This is a genomic window from Kitasatospora sp. NPDC087315, from assembly GCF_044744345.1.
Taxonomy (GTDB): Bacteria; Actinomycetota; Actinomycetes; order Streptomycetales; family Streptomycetaceae; genus Kitasatospora.
In genome coordinates this window covers 398,435-413,802 of sequence record NZ_JBIUYD010000002.1, presented here as the reverse complement: position 1 = coordinate 413,802, position 15,368 = coordinate 398,435, and the positions used below count along the sequence as shown (strand labels likewise).

Annotated in this window: 15 protein-coding genes; 12 read left to right on the top strand and 3 right to left on the bottom strand. The window is 74.2% G+C overall.

Annotated features, from left to right (window positions below):
- Positions 1-63: 63 nt before the first annotated feature.
- Positions 64-822, bottom strand: coding sequence for a methyltransferase domain-containing protein (locus tag ACIO5D_RS04880; protein ID WP_363608639.1), 759 nt, complete (start codon positions 820-822; stop codon positions 64-66).
- Positions 823-1,098: 276 nt separating this feature from the next.
- Here ACIO5D_RS04880 and ACIO5D_RS04875 point away from each other — a divergent pair, with 276 nt between their 5' ends.
- The 9 genes from ACIO5D_RS04875 to paaE all read left to right on the top strand — a co-directional run bounded on the left by ACIO5D_RS04875 (position 1,099) and on the right by paaE (position 10,063).
- Positions 1,099-2,565 (top strand): sensor histidine kinase, encoded by a 1,467-nt coding sequence (locus ACIO5D_RS04875; protein WP_400793947.1) that lies wholly within the window; start codon positions 1,099-1,101, stop codon positions 2,563-2,565.
- A complete protein-coding gene (locus ACIO5D_RS04870; RefSeq protein WP_363608635.1) occupies positions 2,562-3,221 on the top strand; it encodes a response regulator transcription factor in 660 nt (219 codons plus the stop codon). The genes ACIO5D_RS04875 and ACIO5D_RS04870 overlap by 4 nt, the downstream gene beginning before the upstream one ends.
- Before the next feature lie 744 nt (positions 3,222-3,965).
- Positions 3,966-5,450 carry a M20 family metallopeptidase gene (locus tag ACIO5D_RS04865; RefSeq protein WP_400649727.1) on the top strand — a complete coding sequence of 495 codons (1,485 nt, stop codon included), beginning with the start codon at positions 3,966-3,968 and terminating at the stop codon, positions 5,448-5,450.
- Positions 5,451-5,458: 8 nt separating this feature from the next.
- Positions 5,459-5,842, top strand: a complete 384-nt coding sequence (locus ACIO5D_RS04860) for a hypothetical protein (protein ID WP_400793946.1) — start codon at positions 5,459-5,461, stop codon at positions 5,840-5,842.
- 239 nt (positions 5,843-6,081) lie between these two features.
- Positions 6,082-7,188, top strand: coding sequence for a 1,2-phenylacetyl-CoA epoxidase subunit PaaA (gene paaA / locus ACIO5D_RS04855; RefSeq protein ID WP_400793945.1), 1,107 nt, complete (start codon positions 6,082-6,084; stop codon positions 7,186-7,188).
- Positions 7,185-7,478 carry a 1,2-phenylacetyl-CoA epoxidase subunit PaaB gene (paaB, locus tag ACIO5D_RS04850; RefSeq protein ID WP_363608627.1) on the top strand — a complete coding sequence of 98 codons (294 nt, stop codon included), beginning with the start codon at positions 7,185-7,187 and terminating at the stop codon, positions 7,476-7,478. The genes paaA and paaB overlap by 4 nt, the downstream gene beginning before the upstream one ends.
- 15 nt (positions 7,479-7,493) lie before the next feature.
- Positions 7,494-8,375, top strand: a complete 882-nt coding sequence (paaC, locus tag ACIO5D_RS04845) for a 1,2-phenylacetyl-CoA epoxidase subunit PaaC (protein WP_363608625.1) — start codon at positions 7,494-7,496, stop codon at positions 8,373-8,375.
- On the top strand, positions 8,369-8,983 hold the full coding sequence (gene paaD / locus ACIO5D_RS04840) for a 1,2-phenylacetyl-CoA epoxidase subunit PaaD (protein WP_363608623.1): 615 nt from the start codon (positions 8,369-8,371) through the stop codon (positions 8,981-8,983). Before paaC ends, paaD begins: the two co-directional genes overlap by 7 nt.
- Positions 8,984-10,063 (top strand): 1,2-phenylacetyl-CoA epoxidase subunit PaaE, encoded by a 1,080-nt coding sequence (gene paaE, locus ACIO5D_RS04835; RefSeq protein ID WP_400793944.1) that lies wholly within the window; start codon positions 8,984-8,986, stop codon positions 10,061-10,063.
- 123 nt (positions 10,064-10,186) lie between these two features.
- Here the strand turns inward: paaE and ACIO5D_RS04830 are convergent, their stop codons facing one another.
- Together ACIO5D_RS04830 and ACIO5D_RS04825 are read right to left on the bottom strand one after the other, a co-directional pair.
- A complete protein-coding gene (locus ACIO5D_RS04830) occupies positions 10,187-11,278 on the bottom strand; it encodes an NAD(P)-binding domain-containing protein (protein ID WP_400793943.1) in 1,092 nt (363 codons plus the stop codon).
- Positions 11,279-11,408: 130 nt separating this feature from the next.
- Positions 11,409-11,780, bottom strand: coding sequence for a YbjQ family protein (locus ACIO5D_RS04825; protein ID WP_363608619.1), 372 nt, complete (start codon positions 11,778-11,780; stop codon positions 11,409-11,411).
- Between the two features lie 124 nt (positions 11,781-11,904).
- Here ACIO5D_RS04825 and ACIO5D_RS04820 point away from each other — a divergent pair, with 124 nt between their 5' ends.
- The 3 genes from ACIO5D_RS04820 to ACIO5D_RS04810 all read left to right on the top strand — a co-directional run bounded on the left by ACIO5D_RS04820 (position 11,905) and on the right by ACIO5D_RS04810 (position 15,363).
- Positions 11,905-12,837: a hypothetical protein gene (locus tag ACIO5D_RS04820; RefSeq protein WP_363608617.1), complete on the top strand. Its 933-nt coding sequence runs from the start codon at positions 11,905-11,907 to the stop codon at positions 12,835-12,837.
- Positions 12,838-13,030: 193 nt separating this feature from the next.
- Complete coding sequence (locus ACIO5D_RS04815; protein ID WP_400793942.1) at positions 13,031-14,356, top strand: peptide ligase PGM1-related protein; 1,326 nt, start codon at positions 13,031-13,033, stop codon at positions 14,354-14,356.
- Positions 14,353-15,363 carry a zinc-binding alcohol dehydrogenase family protein gene (locus ACIO5D_RS04810; RefSeq protein ID WP_400793941.1) on the top strand — a complete coding sequence of 337 codons (1,011 nt, stop codon included), beginning with the start codon at positions 14,353-14,355 and terminating at the stop codon, positions 15,361-15,363. The genes ACIO5D_RS04815 and ACIO5D_RS04810 overlap by 4 nt, the downstream gene beginning before the upstream one ends.
- Positions 15,364-15,368 lie beyond the last annotated feature (5 nt).

The window sequence follows — 15,368 nt, the reverse complement described above, 5'->3', positions numbered from 1 at the left end:
ATATCTGTTATCCGTTTTCTGTTTTCTGTCATCTGTTACCCGCCGCCAGTGACCCGCCGCCCGTCACCTGTCGTCTGACATCCGCCGCTCGCCGCCCGGCGCCCGCAGCAGATGGGCCCGGGCCGGCGGCAGGTTGCGCCAGGCCGTCCGGTTCCCCAGTCCGTACACCTCCTCGAACCGCCGCAGCAGCCGCACCACCGCCCGGTGCCGCGCCCCGCGCCGAGGCCCGGAGGTCAGCGTCCGGGCCGTAGTGGTACCCAGATACCCGAAGTACGTCAGCTCGCCGCCGGGCACCAGCAGCCGCAGATAGAGGTCCAGCACGTGCCGCACCTGCGCCGGCTCGAAGTTGGTGAACGGCAGCCCCGAGACGATCACGTCGTACCGCTCACCCGCGGGCCCGCCCCCGTCCGGCGCCGGCGGCCGGCACTCCGGCAGTTCCTCCACCCGGCAGGCGGACAGCCGCAGGTCGATCCCCGGCCCCCGCCGGACCAGCTCCGGATCCTCCCGCAGCCGCTCGGCGAAGCGGGGGTTCGCCTCGACGACGTGCAGCCGGTCGCCCGGGCGCAGCACTTCGGCCAGCCGCCGGGTCACGACCCCCGTCCCGGCGCCGACCTCCAGCACCGAGAGCGGCCGATCGGGGCGGCTGGTCACCGGGACCACCAGGGCGTTCACCAGGTCCGCCCCGCTCGGCGCCAGCGCGCCCGTGCTGTGGAACGTGCGCAGCGCCTCGCGGAGGAAGAGCAGAAGGTCGCCGCCGGTCCGACCCGGGGCGGCGAACGAAGAGCGGGCGTACGGGGCGGGGCGGGGCTGATCTGTCGTCATACCATCGAAGCTAGAAGCGCCTGGCCCCACGCGAATCGGCCGACGAGTGGCGACGACCCCCGACGAAAGTCGAGGACACCGCTGGCCGAAGGTAGGGGGCGCCGCCTTGGGAACCGACCGTAGCATCGGGCCAGACCGAAGGGAGGAGACCGATTGAGCACAGGCCGAGCCGACCACCCGGACCACCCGGGCCAACCGCCGTATCAGCCGCAAACGCCGCGCCAGGCATACCCGGGCCACGTGCCCGTCCCGCGTGACCCGGATGAACGGTCGTTCGTGCGCCGCGCTCTGCTCGGCTGGTACGCACCCGGCCACCGTTGGTGGATCGAGACGCTGTTCCTGCTGGCCGTCCTCACCCTGACCGCCGAAGAAACCGTCGTCCACTGGACGAGCACCGAGGACTCCTACCGCTTCCTGCGTACCGTCGTAGCCGCCCTCGCCTCCCTCTCCCTCCTCCTCGTCCGCCGTTACCCAGTCGCCTCCGCGGTCCTCCCCATCCTCACCGCAGGTGTGCTCAATCGCGCCCTCCCCGGCCTGTTCAGCGTCTACAACCTCGCCTCCACCGGCCGCTTGGGCCTCGCCATGGTGGGCGGCGTCGTCATCGCCCTGGTCAGCGCCGCCCGCGCCGACTCGGTCATCGACTGGGTGGGCACCACCGGCTCACAACTTCTCGTCGAGGCCGCCGCCCTCTCCCTCGGTCTCTGGCTGCACGGCCGCCGCGTCCTGATCCAGACCTTGCACGACCAGGTCGACGTGCTGCGTCGTGAACGCGAGCTCCGCGCCGAACAGGCCCGGTCCGCGGAACGATCCCGGATCGCACGGGAGATGCACGACGTACTGGCGCACCGCCTCAGTCTGCTCGTGCTGCATGCCGGGGTCCTCCGGGACCAGGCCCAGGCCGGGACGGTCGCCGACGACCCCGCCCGGCTCGCGCACCGGCTGGAACTCCTGCGGACGACGGCCGCCCGCTCGCTCGACGACCTGCGTGACGTCCTCGGTGCGCTCCGGGCCGAACCGCGGTCCCCGGCCGGCCCCGGAGACACCGAGTACCCCAAGTACGCCGGAGACGTCCACGACACCGGGGGCACCGGGGACGCGGGGGATCGTACGGGCGACTGGGTCTCGGCGGTCGTCGCCGTGCGACCTGTGCCCCCTCGCCCGTCCCCGTCGCTCTCCGCGTCCCCGCCCGTGGGCCCTGGCGAGGCCGGGGGGTCACGACCCGTCCGCGTACCGGCACCGGCGCTGCGCGACCTCACCGAACTCGTCGGCGAGGCCAGGGAGGCCGGACAGACGGTCGAACTCGCCCTCGTCGGCGATCCCGAGAGCATCCCCACCACCCACCGCCTGGCCGTTCACCGAGTGGTGCAGGAGGCACTGACCAACGCCCGCAAGTACGCACACGCCGCACCAGTGACGGTCCGCGTCCGGTACGGTGCCCCGGCGACCAGCGTCGAGGTGCGCAACGGCCCGGGCGAACCGGCACCGTCGGGAGCCTGTACCGGCGGTGGATACGGGCTGGTCGGGCTCACCGAACGGGTCGGCGCGCTGGGCGGATACCTCGATGCGGGCCCCGACGGCCACGGTGGCTTCCGCCTCGCCGCCCAACTTCCGTCACCGAGGCGCCCGCCCGCATCCGTCCGGAAGCCGGCACCGCCCCCGTACCCGCAGCCCATGCCCTACCCGCAGCCCACGCCCTACCCGCACGTCACGTCGCACCCGCAGCCACCGAGGGAACCCGCATGATCCGCACCATGGTGGTCGACGACGACGCGCTGGTCCGGCTCGGCCTCGTCGACCTGCTTACCCAGGACCCGGTACTCACCGTGGTCGCCGAGGCCGCCGACGGGCTGCAGGCCGTCGAGTTGGCCCGCCGCCAACGCATCGACGTCGCGCTGATGGACATCCGGATGCCCAGACTCGACGGCATCGCCGCCACCCGCCGACTGCGCGAGCTGCCCGAGGGCCCGCGCGTCATCGCGCTCACCACCTTCGACCTCGACGAGTACGTGTACCAGGCGCTCGCCGCCGGTGCCGACGGCTTCCTGCTCAAGGACACCCCGCCCGCCGAGATCGTCCGGGCGGTCCACATCGTGGCCGACGGCCAGGGCATGCTGCACCCGGCCGCCGCTCGCCGCCTCATAGACCGCTACCACCGTGCCGGTGCGCCACGATCGGTCGCCGCCCGCGGCCGTGTCGCCGCGCTCACCCCGCGCGAGACCGAGGTGCTGGGCGAACTCGCCTGCGGGCTCTCCAACGCGGAGATCGCCTCCGTGCTCGGAATGCGCGAGAGCACCGTCAAAGCCCACATCAGCCGGATCCTCACCGCGCTCGGCGTCGGCAACCGTGTCCAGGCCGCACTGCTCGCCCGCGACGCCGGGCTCGTCGAGGGCGCCGACTGATCCGGCGCCGACTGACCCGACGGTGACCGCCCCGACGCCGCCCGCCCCCGACGGCAACCGGTGTGACGGTGGTGGGCCCGACCGTCCGCGCGCCACCCCTGGCACAGGCGCCGGAGGGACCACGAGCACGCCTCCCTCCGCCCCCGCCGAGGGGCTGGCGACGGACCGCCGCCTGGTACCGAATGCTGAGCGGCTGTCACCCATCCGGCGTGGAAAAGCCGTGCCTTGGCGATTTGTGCTGCCGAACCCGGGCGCCGGGTCCATGGTGGAGATGGGCGCGATCCGGCGACCGCGCTCGCGCGCCGATCCAGGCCCGCGCGCCGTGCGCCTGCCGCCGTTCTCCGACGGGCGCCCGAGGCGGGGCCAGGCCCCCCGGCGTGCTGGGAGCAGGGCCACCTCGCAGGAAGCCGAACGGTTCTTCTAGGCTCACATCTCGGCTTCCCTGTGGCGGTGCGGTCGCTGCGCCCGCCGCTTCGAAGCCGCCGTCCACGGGGGCTCCGGGCCAACCAGGGCCCCCGGATCGAGCGAGGAGGACGCAATGCCAAGCATGCCGCCCAGCCGTTCCACCGTACTTGGGCCAGACGGGCCGTCCTGGCGGACCGTGCGTCTGACCGGGGCCGTGCGACCGGGCTGGTCCGGGCACCCGGGCTGGTCCGGCCGGCCGGTTCGGCCACTGAATACCGGCGGCGGCCGCGGAGGCGAGCGTTGAGTCCCCAAGCCGTTCGGCCGCCCGGCGCGCCGACCGTGACCACCGACCCCGCACCCGCGTCCGCCCCCGGCACCATGGCCGCCGCCGCCGCTGTTACCGCCACCCTCACCGCAGTTGCCACGGAGGCCGTTCGTCCGGTCTCCCGTCCGGCAGTCGCACCATCGGCGGCGACGGCCACCGCACCGGCCACCGCGCCGGCCGTCGCACTACCCACCGCACCACCCACCGCGCCGCCATCAGCAGCACTGCTGACCGGAGCACCGTCCGCCACGGCGACCACCTCGGCTGTCACGTCGGCTGTCGCATCGGCGACCACCGACGGTGACACCCAACCCGCCCTCACCACCGCCCTCCCGGGCCTTCCGCAGGCCATCAGCTCACGCGCCCGCACGCTGGCCGGAGCCGTCCGCCGACGCTGCGCGGACCTCGCCCGGATCGAGTCCCCCAGTGGCGACGCGCCCCGACTCGACGCCCTCGCCGAAGAGTTGTCCGCAGGCTTCCGGTCCACCGGCGCCACCGCCCGCCGCGAGTCCGGCCCCGCCGGGGACCACCTGGTGCTGCAGTGGGACGGGCAGGACGAAAGCCTGCCGCACCTCCTCGTGGTCGGCCACCATGACACCGTCTGGCCGGCCGGCATCCTGGCCGACTGGCCCGTCACCGAGCAGGACGGCGTGCTCAGCGGCCCCGGCGTGGTCGACATGAAGGGTGGACTCGCCATTCTGGAAGGCGCGTTCGCCCTGCTCGCCGACCTCGGCCAGCGCCCGCACCGCACCGTCCGCCTGGTGGTGGTCTCCGACGAGGAGGTCGGCAGCCCGGACGGCAAGCGCCTGGTCGAACGCCAACTGCGTGGTGCGGCCGCCGTCCTGGGGCTCGAACCGCCCCACCCGGACGGTCGGCTCAAGACCGCCCGCCGGGGCAGCACCCGGGTGCGCCTCACCGTCACCGGTCGCGAGGCGCACGCCGGGAACGACGCGGCCGACGGCGTCTCCGCGGTGGACGAACTCGTGGACCAGCTCGTCGCGGTCCGCGGGCTCGTCTGTCAGCCCGGCACCGAGCTGAACGCCGGCCGGATCAGCGGCGGCACCCGGGCGAACGTCATCGCCGGCCGGGCCGAGGCCGAACTCGGCCTGCGCTTCGCCACCATGGAGGCGCAGCGCCGCACGCTCGACAACCTGGCCCGGCTGACCGCCCAGCGCCCGGGGGCCAAGGTCCGGACGGAGGTGCTGTCCAGCCGGCCGGCCTGGCCCGAACGCTCCGGCAATCCGCTGCTGCGGCACGTCCGTTCGCTCGCGGCGGTGCTCGGCCAGCAGCTCGACGGCGCTCCGGCGGGCGGGGCGGGCGACACCAACCTGCCCGGTTCGCGCGGTCTGCCGACGCTGGACGGGTTCGGTGCGGTCGGCGCGGGGGCGCATGCCCGGCACGAGCACATCCGGATCGATCAGCTGGCTCCCCGGATCGCGCTGCTGACGGCGCTCCTCGCGGTTCCGCTGCCGCGCCTGCGGGACCGCTCGGAGGGCTGAGCGGCTTCGTGCGGCGGGAGGGGGCCCGCCCCTCGGCTTCGGCCGGGCGGCGGGCCCCCTTCGTCCGGGGCCTATCGGGGCCCGTCCTCGGCGGACCGCTCACCGTCCGCCGGGGCATCGCCGTCGCGCCCAGCGCCGATTCGGTCGTCGCCTACCCGGTCGTCGCCTGCCTGGTCGTCGCCGGTCCGGTCGTCGAGGAGCGGGAACAGTCGGGTGACGGCGGCCACCGGACGGGTGCCGGGCCGGGCGTCGCGCTGTCGGTGCGGGGCGAGCAGGGCGCGGACGGTGGCGCCGAGGCCGGCGGGTTCGTCGGGGGTGAGGTGGAGGACCGCAAGGAGAAGGTCTTCGCCAAGCGCGCCGCCCGCGCCGAGCGGCTGGAAGGCCTGCGCTAGCCGCACCGGGAGGGCCGGGGCGCGAGTGGTGACGCCGCCCGGTGCCGCCCCTGAGCAGCGCCGCGCGCCCCGGCGCGACCGTCGGCGTTCGCGCCCGTGAGGCGCGGACGGCCCGGCTCCCTTGTCAGGCCGCCGCCTCGCCGCGCACAATGGAACCGACCGAACGGTCAGTCGGTGGCCGGGCCCGGGAACCGTGAGGCCCCGCGACAGCCGACGTGTGCACGCGAGAGGGGACCGTGATGACAGCAGAGGTGGCCGAACCGGTCTCCGCGCGGACACAGGAGGACCGGTTCGAGGCGGTGATCGCCGCCGAGCAGCGGATCGAGCCCCGGGACTGGATGCCCGATGCCTACCGGGCGACCCTGATCCGCCAGATCGCCCAGCACGCGCACTCCGAGATCATCGGCATGCAGCCGGAGGGCAACTGGCTCACCCGTGCCCCGTCGCTGCGTCGCAAGGCCATCCTGCTGGCCAAGGCCCAGGACGAGGCCGGCCACGGCCTCTACCTCTACGCCGCCGCGGAGACCCTCGGCGTGGATCGGGCCGAGCTGACCGAGAAGCTGGTCTCGGGCCGCCAGAAGTACTCCTCGATCTTCAACTACCCGACCCTCACCTTCGCCGACGTCGGGGTGATCGGCTGGCTGGTCGACGGCGCCGCGATCTGCAACCAGGTGCCGCTCTGCCGTTGCAGCTACGGCCCGTACGCGCGGGCCATGGTCCGGGTCTGCAAGGAGGAGTCGTTCCACCAGCGCCAGGGTTACGAGCTGCTGATGACCCTGATGCGCGGTACCGACGCCCAGCGGCGGATGGTCCAGGACGCGGTGGACCGCTGGTGGTGGCCGTCGCTGATGATGTTCGGGCCCCCGGACGCGGACTCGCCGAACACCGCCCGCTCGATGGCCTGGCGGATCAAGCGGCACACCAACGACGAGTTGCGTCAGCGCTTCGTCGACATGACCGTCCCGCAGGCGCAGCACCTCGGCGTCACCCTCCCCGACCCCGCGCTGAGCTGGAACGAGCAGCGCGGCGGCTGGGACTTCGGTGAGCCGGACTGGTCGGAGCTGACCCGGGTCATCCAGGGCCAGGGCCCGTGCAACGCCCAGCGGATCGACCGCCGCCGGGCCGCCCACGAGGACGGCGCCTGGGTCCGGGAGGCGGCGGTCGCCTACGCGGAGAAGCGACGGGCGGAGCATCGATCGGCTGGGGACCGACCTGCGGAGGACCGGCCCGTGGGGCACCGATCCGCGGGGCACCCGAGATCCGCAGCCGACGGATCCGAAGGCCGTCGCCCCGAACAGCAGGCGAACCAGGCGCAAGCCGAAGCGGAACAGGAGAACGGAAAGTGACCGAGTCCAAGGCCGGCTGGCCCCTGTACGAGGTGTTCGTGCGCCCCCGGCGCGGCCTGAACCACGTCCACGTCGGCTCGCTGCACGCCTCCGACGAGCGGATGGCGCTGCTCGCCGCCCGCGACCTCTACACCCGCCGCAACGAGGGCGTCAGCCTCTGGGTGGTCCGCTCGGACGCGATCACCGCCTCCACCCCAGACGAGCGCGACGCCTTCTTCGACCCCAGCGGCGACAAGGTCTACCGCCACCCGACCTTCTACGACATCCCCGAGGATGTCCCGCACATCTGACGGGGAGCACGCACGATGACCGACGACCACGTCTACCTGAGCCTCGCCGAGGCGTCCCCCGAGCCCGAGGGCGAGGGCCGCTGGGCGTACGGGACGGGCTTCGCCGACCCGCTGCTCGGCGTGGACACCGCCGTACCGGCCGGCCTGGACGGTGCCGACCTCGCCGCCTACTGCCTGATGCTGGGCGACGACGCCCTGGTGCTCGCCCAGCGGCTGATCGAGTGGTGCACCCGGGCGCCCGAGCTGGAGGAGGAGGTGGCGCTCGCCAACCTCGGCCTCGATCTGCTCGGCCAGGCCCGCCAGCTGCTCACCCGGGCCGGCCAGGCCGACGGCACCGGGCGCACCGAGGACGACCTGGCGTACTGGCGCGAGGAGCACGAGTTCCGCAACGTCCGCCTGGTCGAGGCGCCGAACGGGGACTTCGCGTACTCGATCGCCCGGCTGCTGGTCTTCGCCACCGCGCGCGGCGCGCTGTACGAGGCGCTGGCCGGGCACGCCGATCCGGTACTGGCGGCGGTCGCCGCCCGGAGCGTCAAGGAGCTGGCCTACCACCGCGAGTACGCCACCGCCTGGACGCTGCGGCTCGGCGACGGCACGCCGTACTCGTCGGCCCGGATGCAGGCCGGTCTGGACGCCGTCTGGCCGCTGGTGGAGGAGCTGTTCACCGCCCACCCGGTGGAGCTGCGGGCCGGGGTGGACCCGGCGCTGCTGCGCGAGCCGGTGCTGGGCTCGCTCGCCGCCGTGCTCGCCGAGGCCGGGCTGACCGTGCCGGAGGTGCCGGCGCTGGCCACGGTCGGTGGCCGGGCCGGCCGGGACGGTGTGCACACCGAGGCGCTGGGCCCCCTGCTGGCCGAGTTCCAGGTGGTGGCCCGCGCGCACCCGGGGGCGACATGGTGACGACCGCGCGCACCGGCGCCTGGGAGGTCGCGGCGGCCGTCCCGGACCCGGAGCTGCCCATGCTCACCCTCGCCGACCTCGGTGTGCTGGCCGAGGTCGAGGTCGCCGAGGAGGGCGGCGCGGTGACCGCCTGGCTGACCCCGACCTACTCGGGTTGTCCGGCCGTCGCCGAAATGGCCGCCGACGTGGACCGGCGGCTGCGCGCGGCCGGCTATCCGGACGTCCGGGTCCGGCTCCGGCTGGACCCGCCGTGGTCCACCGACCTGATCACCGCCGAGGGCCGCCGCAAGCTGGCGGAGGCGGGCATCGCCCCGCCCGGCCCCGCCGCCCCGGGGCTGCTGGGTCTCGGCCCGACCCGGTTCCTGGACAGCGGTCCCGGCGCCCCCGTCGCATCCGGCGGCCATGGCGGTCACGGGGATCGTGAGGATCACGGGGATCGCGGCGGTCACGAGGCCAGGCCGGCCGCCCCGCCCGTGCCCGCTGTCACCTGCCCGCTCTGCGGCTGCGCCGACACCGAGGAGCTGTCCCGCTTCGGTTCCACCGCCTGCAAGGCGCTCTGGCGCTGCCGCGGCTGCCGGGAGCCCTTCGAACGCGTCAAGGAGATCTGAATGGCCGCCCGTCCCGCCCGTCGCCCGACCTTCCACCGGCTGCGGATCGCCCTGGTGGAGCGGCTCTGCGAGGACGCCGTCGCCGTGACCTTCGCGGTGCCGCACGGGCTCGCCGAGGAGTTCGCGTTCCGGCCGGGGCAGACGCTGACGCTGCGCCGGGAGGTGGACGGCGTCGACGAGCGCCGCTCGTACTCGATCTGCGCCCCTGTCGGCGGCCCGCTGCGGATCGCCGTGCGCGAGGTGCCCGGCGGGCTGTTCTCCCAGTGGCTGGTGCGGGAGGCCCGGCCGGGCGAGGAGGTCGAGGTGCTGACGCCGACCGGGCTCTTCACCCCGGAGCTGGGCGTCCCCGCCGACCATGTCCTGCTGGCGGCGGGCTCCGGTATCACGCCGATGCTCTCCATCGCCGCCTCCGTGCTGGCCGCCGACCGCGTCTCCACCGTCACCCTGTTCTACGGAAACCGGCGCAGCGACACCGTGATGTTCGCCGACGAGCTGGCCGATCTGAAGGACCGCCACCTCGGCCGGTTCCAGCTGGTGCACGTGCTCTCCCGGGAGAGCAGGGACGCCGAGCTGCTCAGCGGCCGGCTGGACCCGGAGCGGGTCGAGGCGCTGCTGAAGGCGCTGGTGGACGTCGAGACGGTGGGCCACTGGTGGCTCTGCGGCCCGTTCGGGATGGTCGCCGGGGCGAAGGACCTGCTGGCCGGGCTGGGGGTGCCCACCGGACAGGTGCACCAGGAGCTGTTCCACGCCGAGGACGAGCCGGTCGCCGAGCGCGTCGAGGAGGCACCGGCGGACGGTGGCGCGCACAGCGAGGTCACCGTCGTGCTCGACGGGCGCGGCAGCACGCTCTCCCTCCCGCGGGACCGGTCCATCCTGGACGGCGCCCAGCGTACGCGCCCCGACCTGCCGTTCGCCTGCAAGGGCGGGGTCTGCGGCACCTGCCGGGCTCTGGTCACCGAGGGCGAGGTGGCGATGCGGCGCAACTTCGCGCTGGAGGAGAAGGAACTGGCGGCGGGCTATGTCCTGACCTGCCAGGCCCGCCCGCTGACCGACCGGGTGACGGTCGACTACGACCGGTAGGGGCGGCAGGGCGGGCAGGGCGGCGCGGACCGCGGGCTGGGCGCTGGGGGTGCTGCGAGGCCTCCGGTGGCGGGCGCGCTGATGCCGGCCGGTCGGCATCAGCGCGCGGGTGCCGCCGCCCCGTCAGACCAGGACGGCCGCCGGTTCGCCGAGCAGCCGGACGAGGTCGTTGACGGCGGAGCGCCCGGCCCGGTTGGCGCCGATGGTGCTCGCGGAGGGGCCGTAGCCGACGAGGTGGACGCGGGCGTCGGCGGTGGCGCGGGTCCCGGTGAGGGCGATCCCGCCGCCGGGGGAGCGCAGCCCGAGCGGGGCGAGGTGGCCGACCTCGGGGCGGAAACCGGTGGCCCAGATGACGGCGTCCACCGGGAGTTCCTCGTCGCCCCAGGCGACACCGTGCTCGGTGAGGCGGTCGAACATCGGGCGGCGGTGCAGCGCGCCCAGCGCCTCGGCACGGCGGTAGGCCACCGACGGGCCGAGGCCGGTCACGCTCACCACGCTGCGCACCGGCAGGCCCTGGCGGACCCGCTCCTCGACCTGGGCGACCACCGCCCGGCCGAACTCCGGGGTGAACGGGCCGTCGTGGTAGACCGGCGGGGTCCGGGTGACCCAGACCGTCTCGCCGACCGCCGCGACCTCCGACAGCACCTGGATCGCGGACGCGCCGCCGCCGACCACCAGGACGCGCCGGCCGGCGAACTCCTCCGGGCCCCGGTACTCGGCGTAGTGCAGCTGGCGGCCGGCGAAGTGGCCCGGGTAGTGCGGCAGGAACGGACGGGTCCAGGTGCCGGTGGCGTTGATCAGAGCCCGGGTGGACCAGGTGCCGGAGTCGGTCCCGACGAGCAGCCGGGAGTCCGGCCGCTCGGACTCCGAGCGCACCGCCCGTACGGTGACCGGGCGCACCACGGGGAGCGCGTGCCTGGCCTCGTACGCCGCGAAGTACCCCGGCACCACCTCACGGGCGGGGGCGTCCGGATCGGGCACGGGCAGTTCGAAGTCCGGGAGGTCGTGGAAACCGTGCACGGTGGCCATCCGCAGGGACGGGGAGCGGTGCGCCCAGGCCCCGCCGGGTGCGGCGTCGGCGTCGAGCACGACGAAGCCGCCGTCGGCGTCCGCCCGGTAGGGGGCGAAGCCGCGGCGGCCCAGGTGGTAGGCGGCGGACAGGCCCGCCTGCCCGGCGCCCACCACCACGACGTCCACCCGCAGGTCGGTGCCCACCTCTCGGTCGACGGCCGTGAGCCGCTCCGGGTGTTCACCGTCAGCGGCCCGAGATGTTGCACCGTAAACAGTCACGCCGGTGAAACATCGACGGTGCGGCAGGTGTTCCCGGCGGGGTTCCGCGCCCGGCTCAGGCGGCGGGCGAGATCACCACGGCGGTGCCGTACGCGCAGATCTCGGTACCGATGTCCGCGGCCTCGGTGACGTCGAATCGCATCATCAGCACCGCGTTGCCGCCGCGCGCCTTGGTCTGCTCGACCAGTCGCTGCATCGCCTCGTTGCGGCTCTCCACCAGGGTTTTGGTCAGACCCTTCAGCTCGCCGCCGACCAGCGACTTCAGCGAGGCGCCGATCTGGCTGCCGATGTGCCGGCTGCGCACGGTCAGTCCGAAGACCTCGCCGATCACATGATCGACCCGGTATCCGGGAATGTCATTGGTGGTCACTACCAGGACCTGGGCGTTCGGGCCCTGCCCGCCGCCGTATTCGTCGATGTTTGCCATGGGCCCATCCTGCCGGTCCGCACACGGCCGGACGACAGAGGCCCGGCCCGAATCCGGCGGAGAAGGCGTCGAGAAGCTGGGACGGACCGGTGATCGGGCGGCCGAAAGGCCGTACCGTAGCCCCATGGGCGAGCGAAGCGATCATCCACAGGGGCCGGGCGCGGCGGAGGACTCCGGCGCGCCGGAGATCGAGGCGACGGTGGTGCTGGGCCTGCGGATCACCGACTGGCCGGCGCTGCGCGCGGCCGCGATCGCGGCCGTGGAGGAACTGGACTTCGACGGCATCGACCCGGCCGGCCAGCGCCGCGAACTGCTGCGCGAGGTGGCCGAGGACGCCAACGCGGCGCTCGGCGCGCTGCTGCACCCGGACCGGCTGGTGGCCGCGATCCCGGGCGTCGAGGCGCTCGGCGGCACGCTGGAGATCAGCGTCACCGAGGACTTCGCGCCGGACTTCGCCGAACTGTTCCCGCTGGACGGCGACGAGGAGGACGGTGGCGGCGGGGCGGGGGACTGGACGCTCACCCCTCGGACGGCCTGCCTGCTCCACGCCCAACTGCTGGGACTGGCGGACGCCGCCTACGACGACCTCGACGAGCACGAGGACGAACCGGTCACCGATGGCGACGAGGCCGACTGGACGGTCTTCGGCCGTCTGCCGCAGCGCACCTGGCGCCTCCACCGGGGCTGGCGCCGGGCGATGGCCCGGGCCTTCGACGACCTCGCCGACGACCTCGCGCTCGGCGAGTGGCCGCTGCCGCGCTGCCTGGCCGAGGAGATCGCGCTGCGGATGGCCCTGGTGGACGCCCGCGCGCTGCTCGGCGCACAGCCCGAGTCGGTCGCCGACATGATGGGCGACCTGCCGGCCGACCTGTACGACTACGACTGGGAGGGCTGCCACGACGAGCTGTTCGGTGTCTTCGGCCCGGACGACGGCGATCCGGAGCTGAACGCCGAGCAGCGCACCGAGCTGCTGCTGGCGGCGACGCATCCGGAGGGCTGGTTCCTGTCGTACGAGGACGCGGAGGAGCGGGATCCGCAGCGCGGCTACCGGCGCTGAGGGGGCGGTGACGGGTGAGTGCCCCCACCGGGTTGTTCAGCGTTTTTGTTCAATGACCGAGCGCCGAACCCGAACAACCCCGGTGCGCTACATCTGAAGCGCACGCCTCACCAGTTCCGCCTCACGGGTTCCGTGCCACCGGTGTCGCGTCATCGGTGCCGCGGTTCCGTCGAACGCCGGGAGAGTTCAGCAGATGACGACGCTCTGTATCGGAAACAACCGCACCGAGGAGATGGTCGGGGACCTCACCGGGATGACGCCGCTGGAGCGGCTGTTCGCCGGCTGCGGGGCCCAGCGCATGCTCTGGTTCGCCGAGGACGGCGACGTCCTGGTGCTGCCCTGGGGGCCCGACCCGGTCTACCTCGGGTATGTCACCGGGCTGACCGGTACCCGGGCCGAGAGCCTGACCTTCGTGGTACCGCCGCCGGGCGTGGAGGGCGCGGACATCATCACCCCGGACCGGCTGGCCGATCCGGGCTTCCGCGAGGAGCTGCGCCGGGCGCTGGCCGGCCGGCCGGTGGAGCGGGTGCTGGCGATCTCGCCCAACGCGGCCGTGGTGGACCTGGCGGCCGCGCTCGGGGCCGAGCACGCCGTCCCGGGCCACGCCTTCGCCGCGCAGGGCGGCAACGCGCTGGTCAACAGCAAGGCGGTGTTCCGGGCGCTGGCCGCCGGGGCCGGGGTGCCGATCCCGCCGGGGACGGTCGCCACCTCGCCGCAGCAGGTGGAGGCGGCGGTCAACGGCCTGCTGGAGCAGGGCCACAGCGTGATGATGAAGGTCGAGTACCAGGCCGGCGGGTTCGGCAATGAGGTCCTCGCCCGGGACGAGGACGTCACCCCGCTGGGCGCCCAGCGGGTCGTGTCGCTGGCGGACCGCGCCGCCGTCGCCGGGTACGTCGCCGAGCGCTGGACCTGGCTGACCGGCGGGCGTGGCCAACGGGTCGTGGTGGAGCGGTACTTCACGGACGCGGTGCCGGTGTACGCGGAGTTCGTGATCGGGGACCACGGGTCGGTGCTGTCCGGGTGCGGTGAGATGGTGATGGACCCGGTGGTGGTCGGCGAGATCACCCCGCCGGTCACCCCTGACGCCGGGGTGCGGGCCGAACTCGTCCACCAGGCCTCCCGGTTGTGCGAGTCGCTGCGGGTGCTCGGCTACCGGGGCACGGTCAGTGCGGACGCGATCCTGACCCCCAAGGGCGAGTTGTACTTCAGCGAGACCAATGGGCGTCTCACCGGTTCGACGCATCTGCACGACGCGTTGTTCGCCCGCCTGGTCGGCGCCGATCACCGTTCCGCCCGGGTGATCCTGGAGCTCGCGGGCCTGCGGGTGCCGTCGTTCCCGGAGGCGGTCGAGGCGCTGGAGCGGGCCGGGCTGGCCTTCGATCCGCAGACCCGGACCGGCGTGGTGTTCAGCTGTGACTTCGCCCCGGCCGACGGCTCGGTGATGTACTGCGTGATCGCCGAGGACGCCGAGGCGGCCCGGGCCGCGGAACGTCGGCTGACCGAAATCTTCCCGCGGTGACGGAGGCCCCGGACGGGCCTTCGGGCGCCGGGCCTTCGGGCCTCGGGCCGTCGGGCATCCGGGCGGCGGTGATCCGGAGGTACGGCGGGCCGGAGGAGTTCCGTGCCGAGACCGTACCCGAACCGGCGGCCGGGCCCGGCCAGGTGCTGATCGACGTCGCCCTGGCCGGGGTCAACTACGCGGACCTGCACTGCCGTACGGGCGGGTACGCGAGGTTCCCGTTGCCCGCGGTGCTCGGCGCGGACGTGATCGGGCGCCGCCGCGGCGACGGACGGCGGGTCGCCGCACTGCTCCGGACCGGCGGCGGCTATGCCCAGGTGGCGTGCGCGGAGCGGTCGTTCACCGTGGAGGTGCCGGACGAGGTCGGCGACGAGCAGGCGCTGGCGCTGCTGGAGCAGGGCGCGACGGCGTACGCCGCCCTGGCCCTGCTCGGGCGGCTGCGGCCGGGTGAGTGTGTCGCGGTGACGGCGGCGGCGGGCGGTGTCGGGCACCTGGCGGTGCAGCTGGCCCGGGAGCTGGGGGCCGGACGCGTGCTGGGGCTGGCCTCGACACCGGCCAAGCGGGAGTTCGTCCGCTCGCTGGGAGCGGACGCGGTGTTCGACCCCGCCGCACCCGAACTGGCCGAGCTGCTGGCCGAGTCGGGCGGAGTCGACCTGTTCGTGGACTCGGCGGGCGGCCGGGGGCTGCGGGACGGGCTGGCGGCGCTGGCGCCGTTCGGCCGGCTGCTCTGCGTCGGCGCCCGAGGCGGACCGGAGGAGGCCTTCGCGGTGGACGAGCTGGCGGAGCGCTCGGCGGGCGTGCTCGGCTTCTGGCTGCAGCATGTGCTGGACGACCGGGTGCTCTTCTCGGGCGTCGTCGAGCAGTTGTTCCGGCTGGCCGGGCGGGGCCGGCTGACGGCGCGGATCGACCGGATCGTCCCGCTCTCCGGCGTGGGGGGCGCGCACCGGGCCCTGGCCGCACGGCAGACGATGGGAAAGGTGCTGATCGACGTCCACCGGGAGGGCTGAGGCAT

Bases quoted from the DNA above. Each gene is read 5' to 3' on its own strand.
- ACIO5D_RS04880 (WP_363608639.1), bottom strand. From the start codon at position 822: ATGACGACAGATCAGCCCCGCCCCGCCCCGTACGCCCGCTCTTCGTTC.
- ACIO5D_RS04870 (WP_363608635.1), top strand. From the start codon at position 2,562: ATGATCCGCACCATGGTGGTCGACGACGACGCGCTGGTCCGGCTCGGC.
- paaA (WP_400793945.1), top strand. From the start codon at position 6,082: ATGACAGCAGAGGTGGCCGAACCGGTCTCCGCGCGGACACAGGAGGAC.
- paaC (WP_363608625.1), top strand. From the start codon at position 7,494: ATGACCGACGACCACGTCTACCTGAGCCTCGCCGAGGCGTCCCCCGAG.
- paaD (WP_363608623.1), top strand. From the start codon at position 8,369: ATGGTGACGACCGCGCGCACCGGCGCCTGGGAGGTCGCGGCGGCCGTC.
- paaE (WP_400793944.1), top strand. From the start codon at position 8,984: ATGGCCGCCCGTCCCGCCCGTCGCCCGACCTTCCACCGGCTGCGGATC.
- ACIO5D_RS04825 (WP_363608619.1), bottom strand. From the start codon at position 11,780: ATGGCAAACATCGACGAATACGGCGGCGGGCAGGGCCCGAACGCCCAG.
- ACIO5D_RS04820 (WP_363608617.1), top strand. From the start codon at position 11,905: ATGGGCGAGCGAAGCGATCATCCACAGGGGCCGGGCGCGGCGGAGGAC.
- ACIO5D_RS04815 (WP_400793942.1), top strand. From the start codon at position 13,031: ATGACGACGCTCTGTATCGGAAACAACCGCACCGAGGAGATGGTCGGG.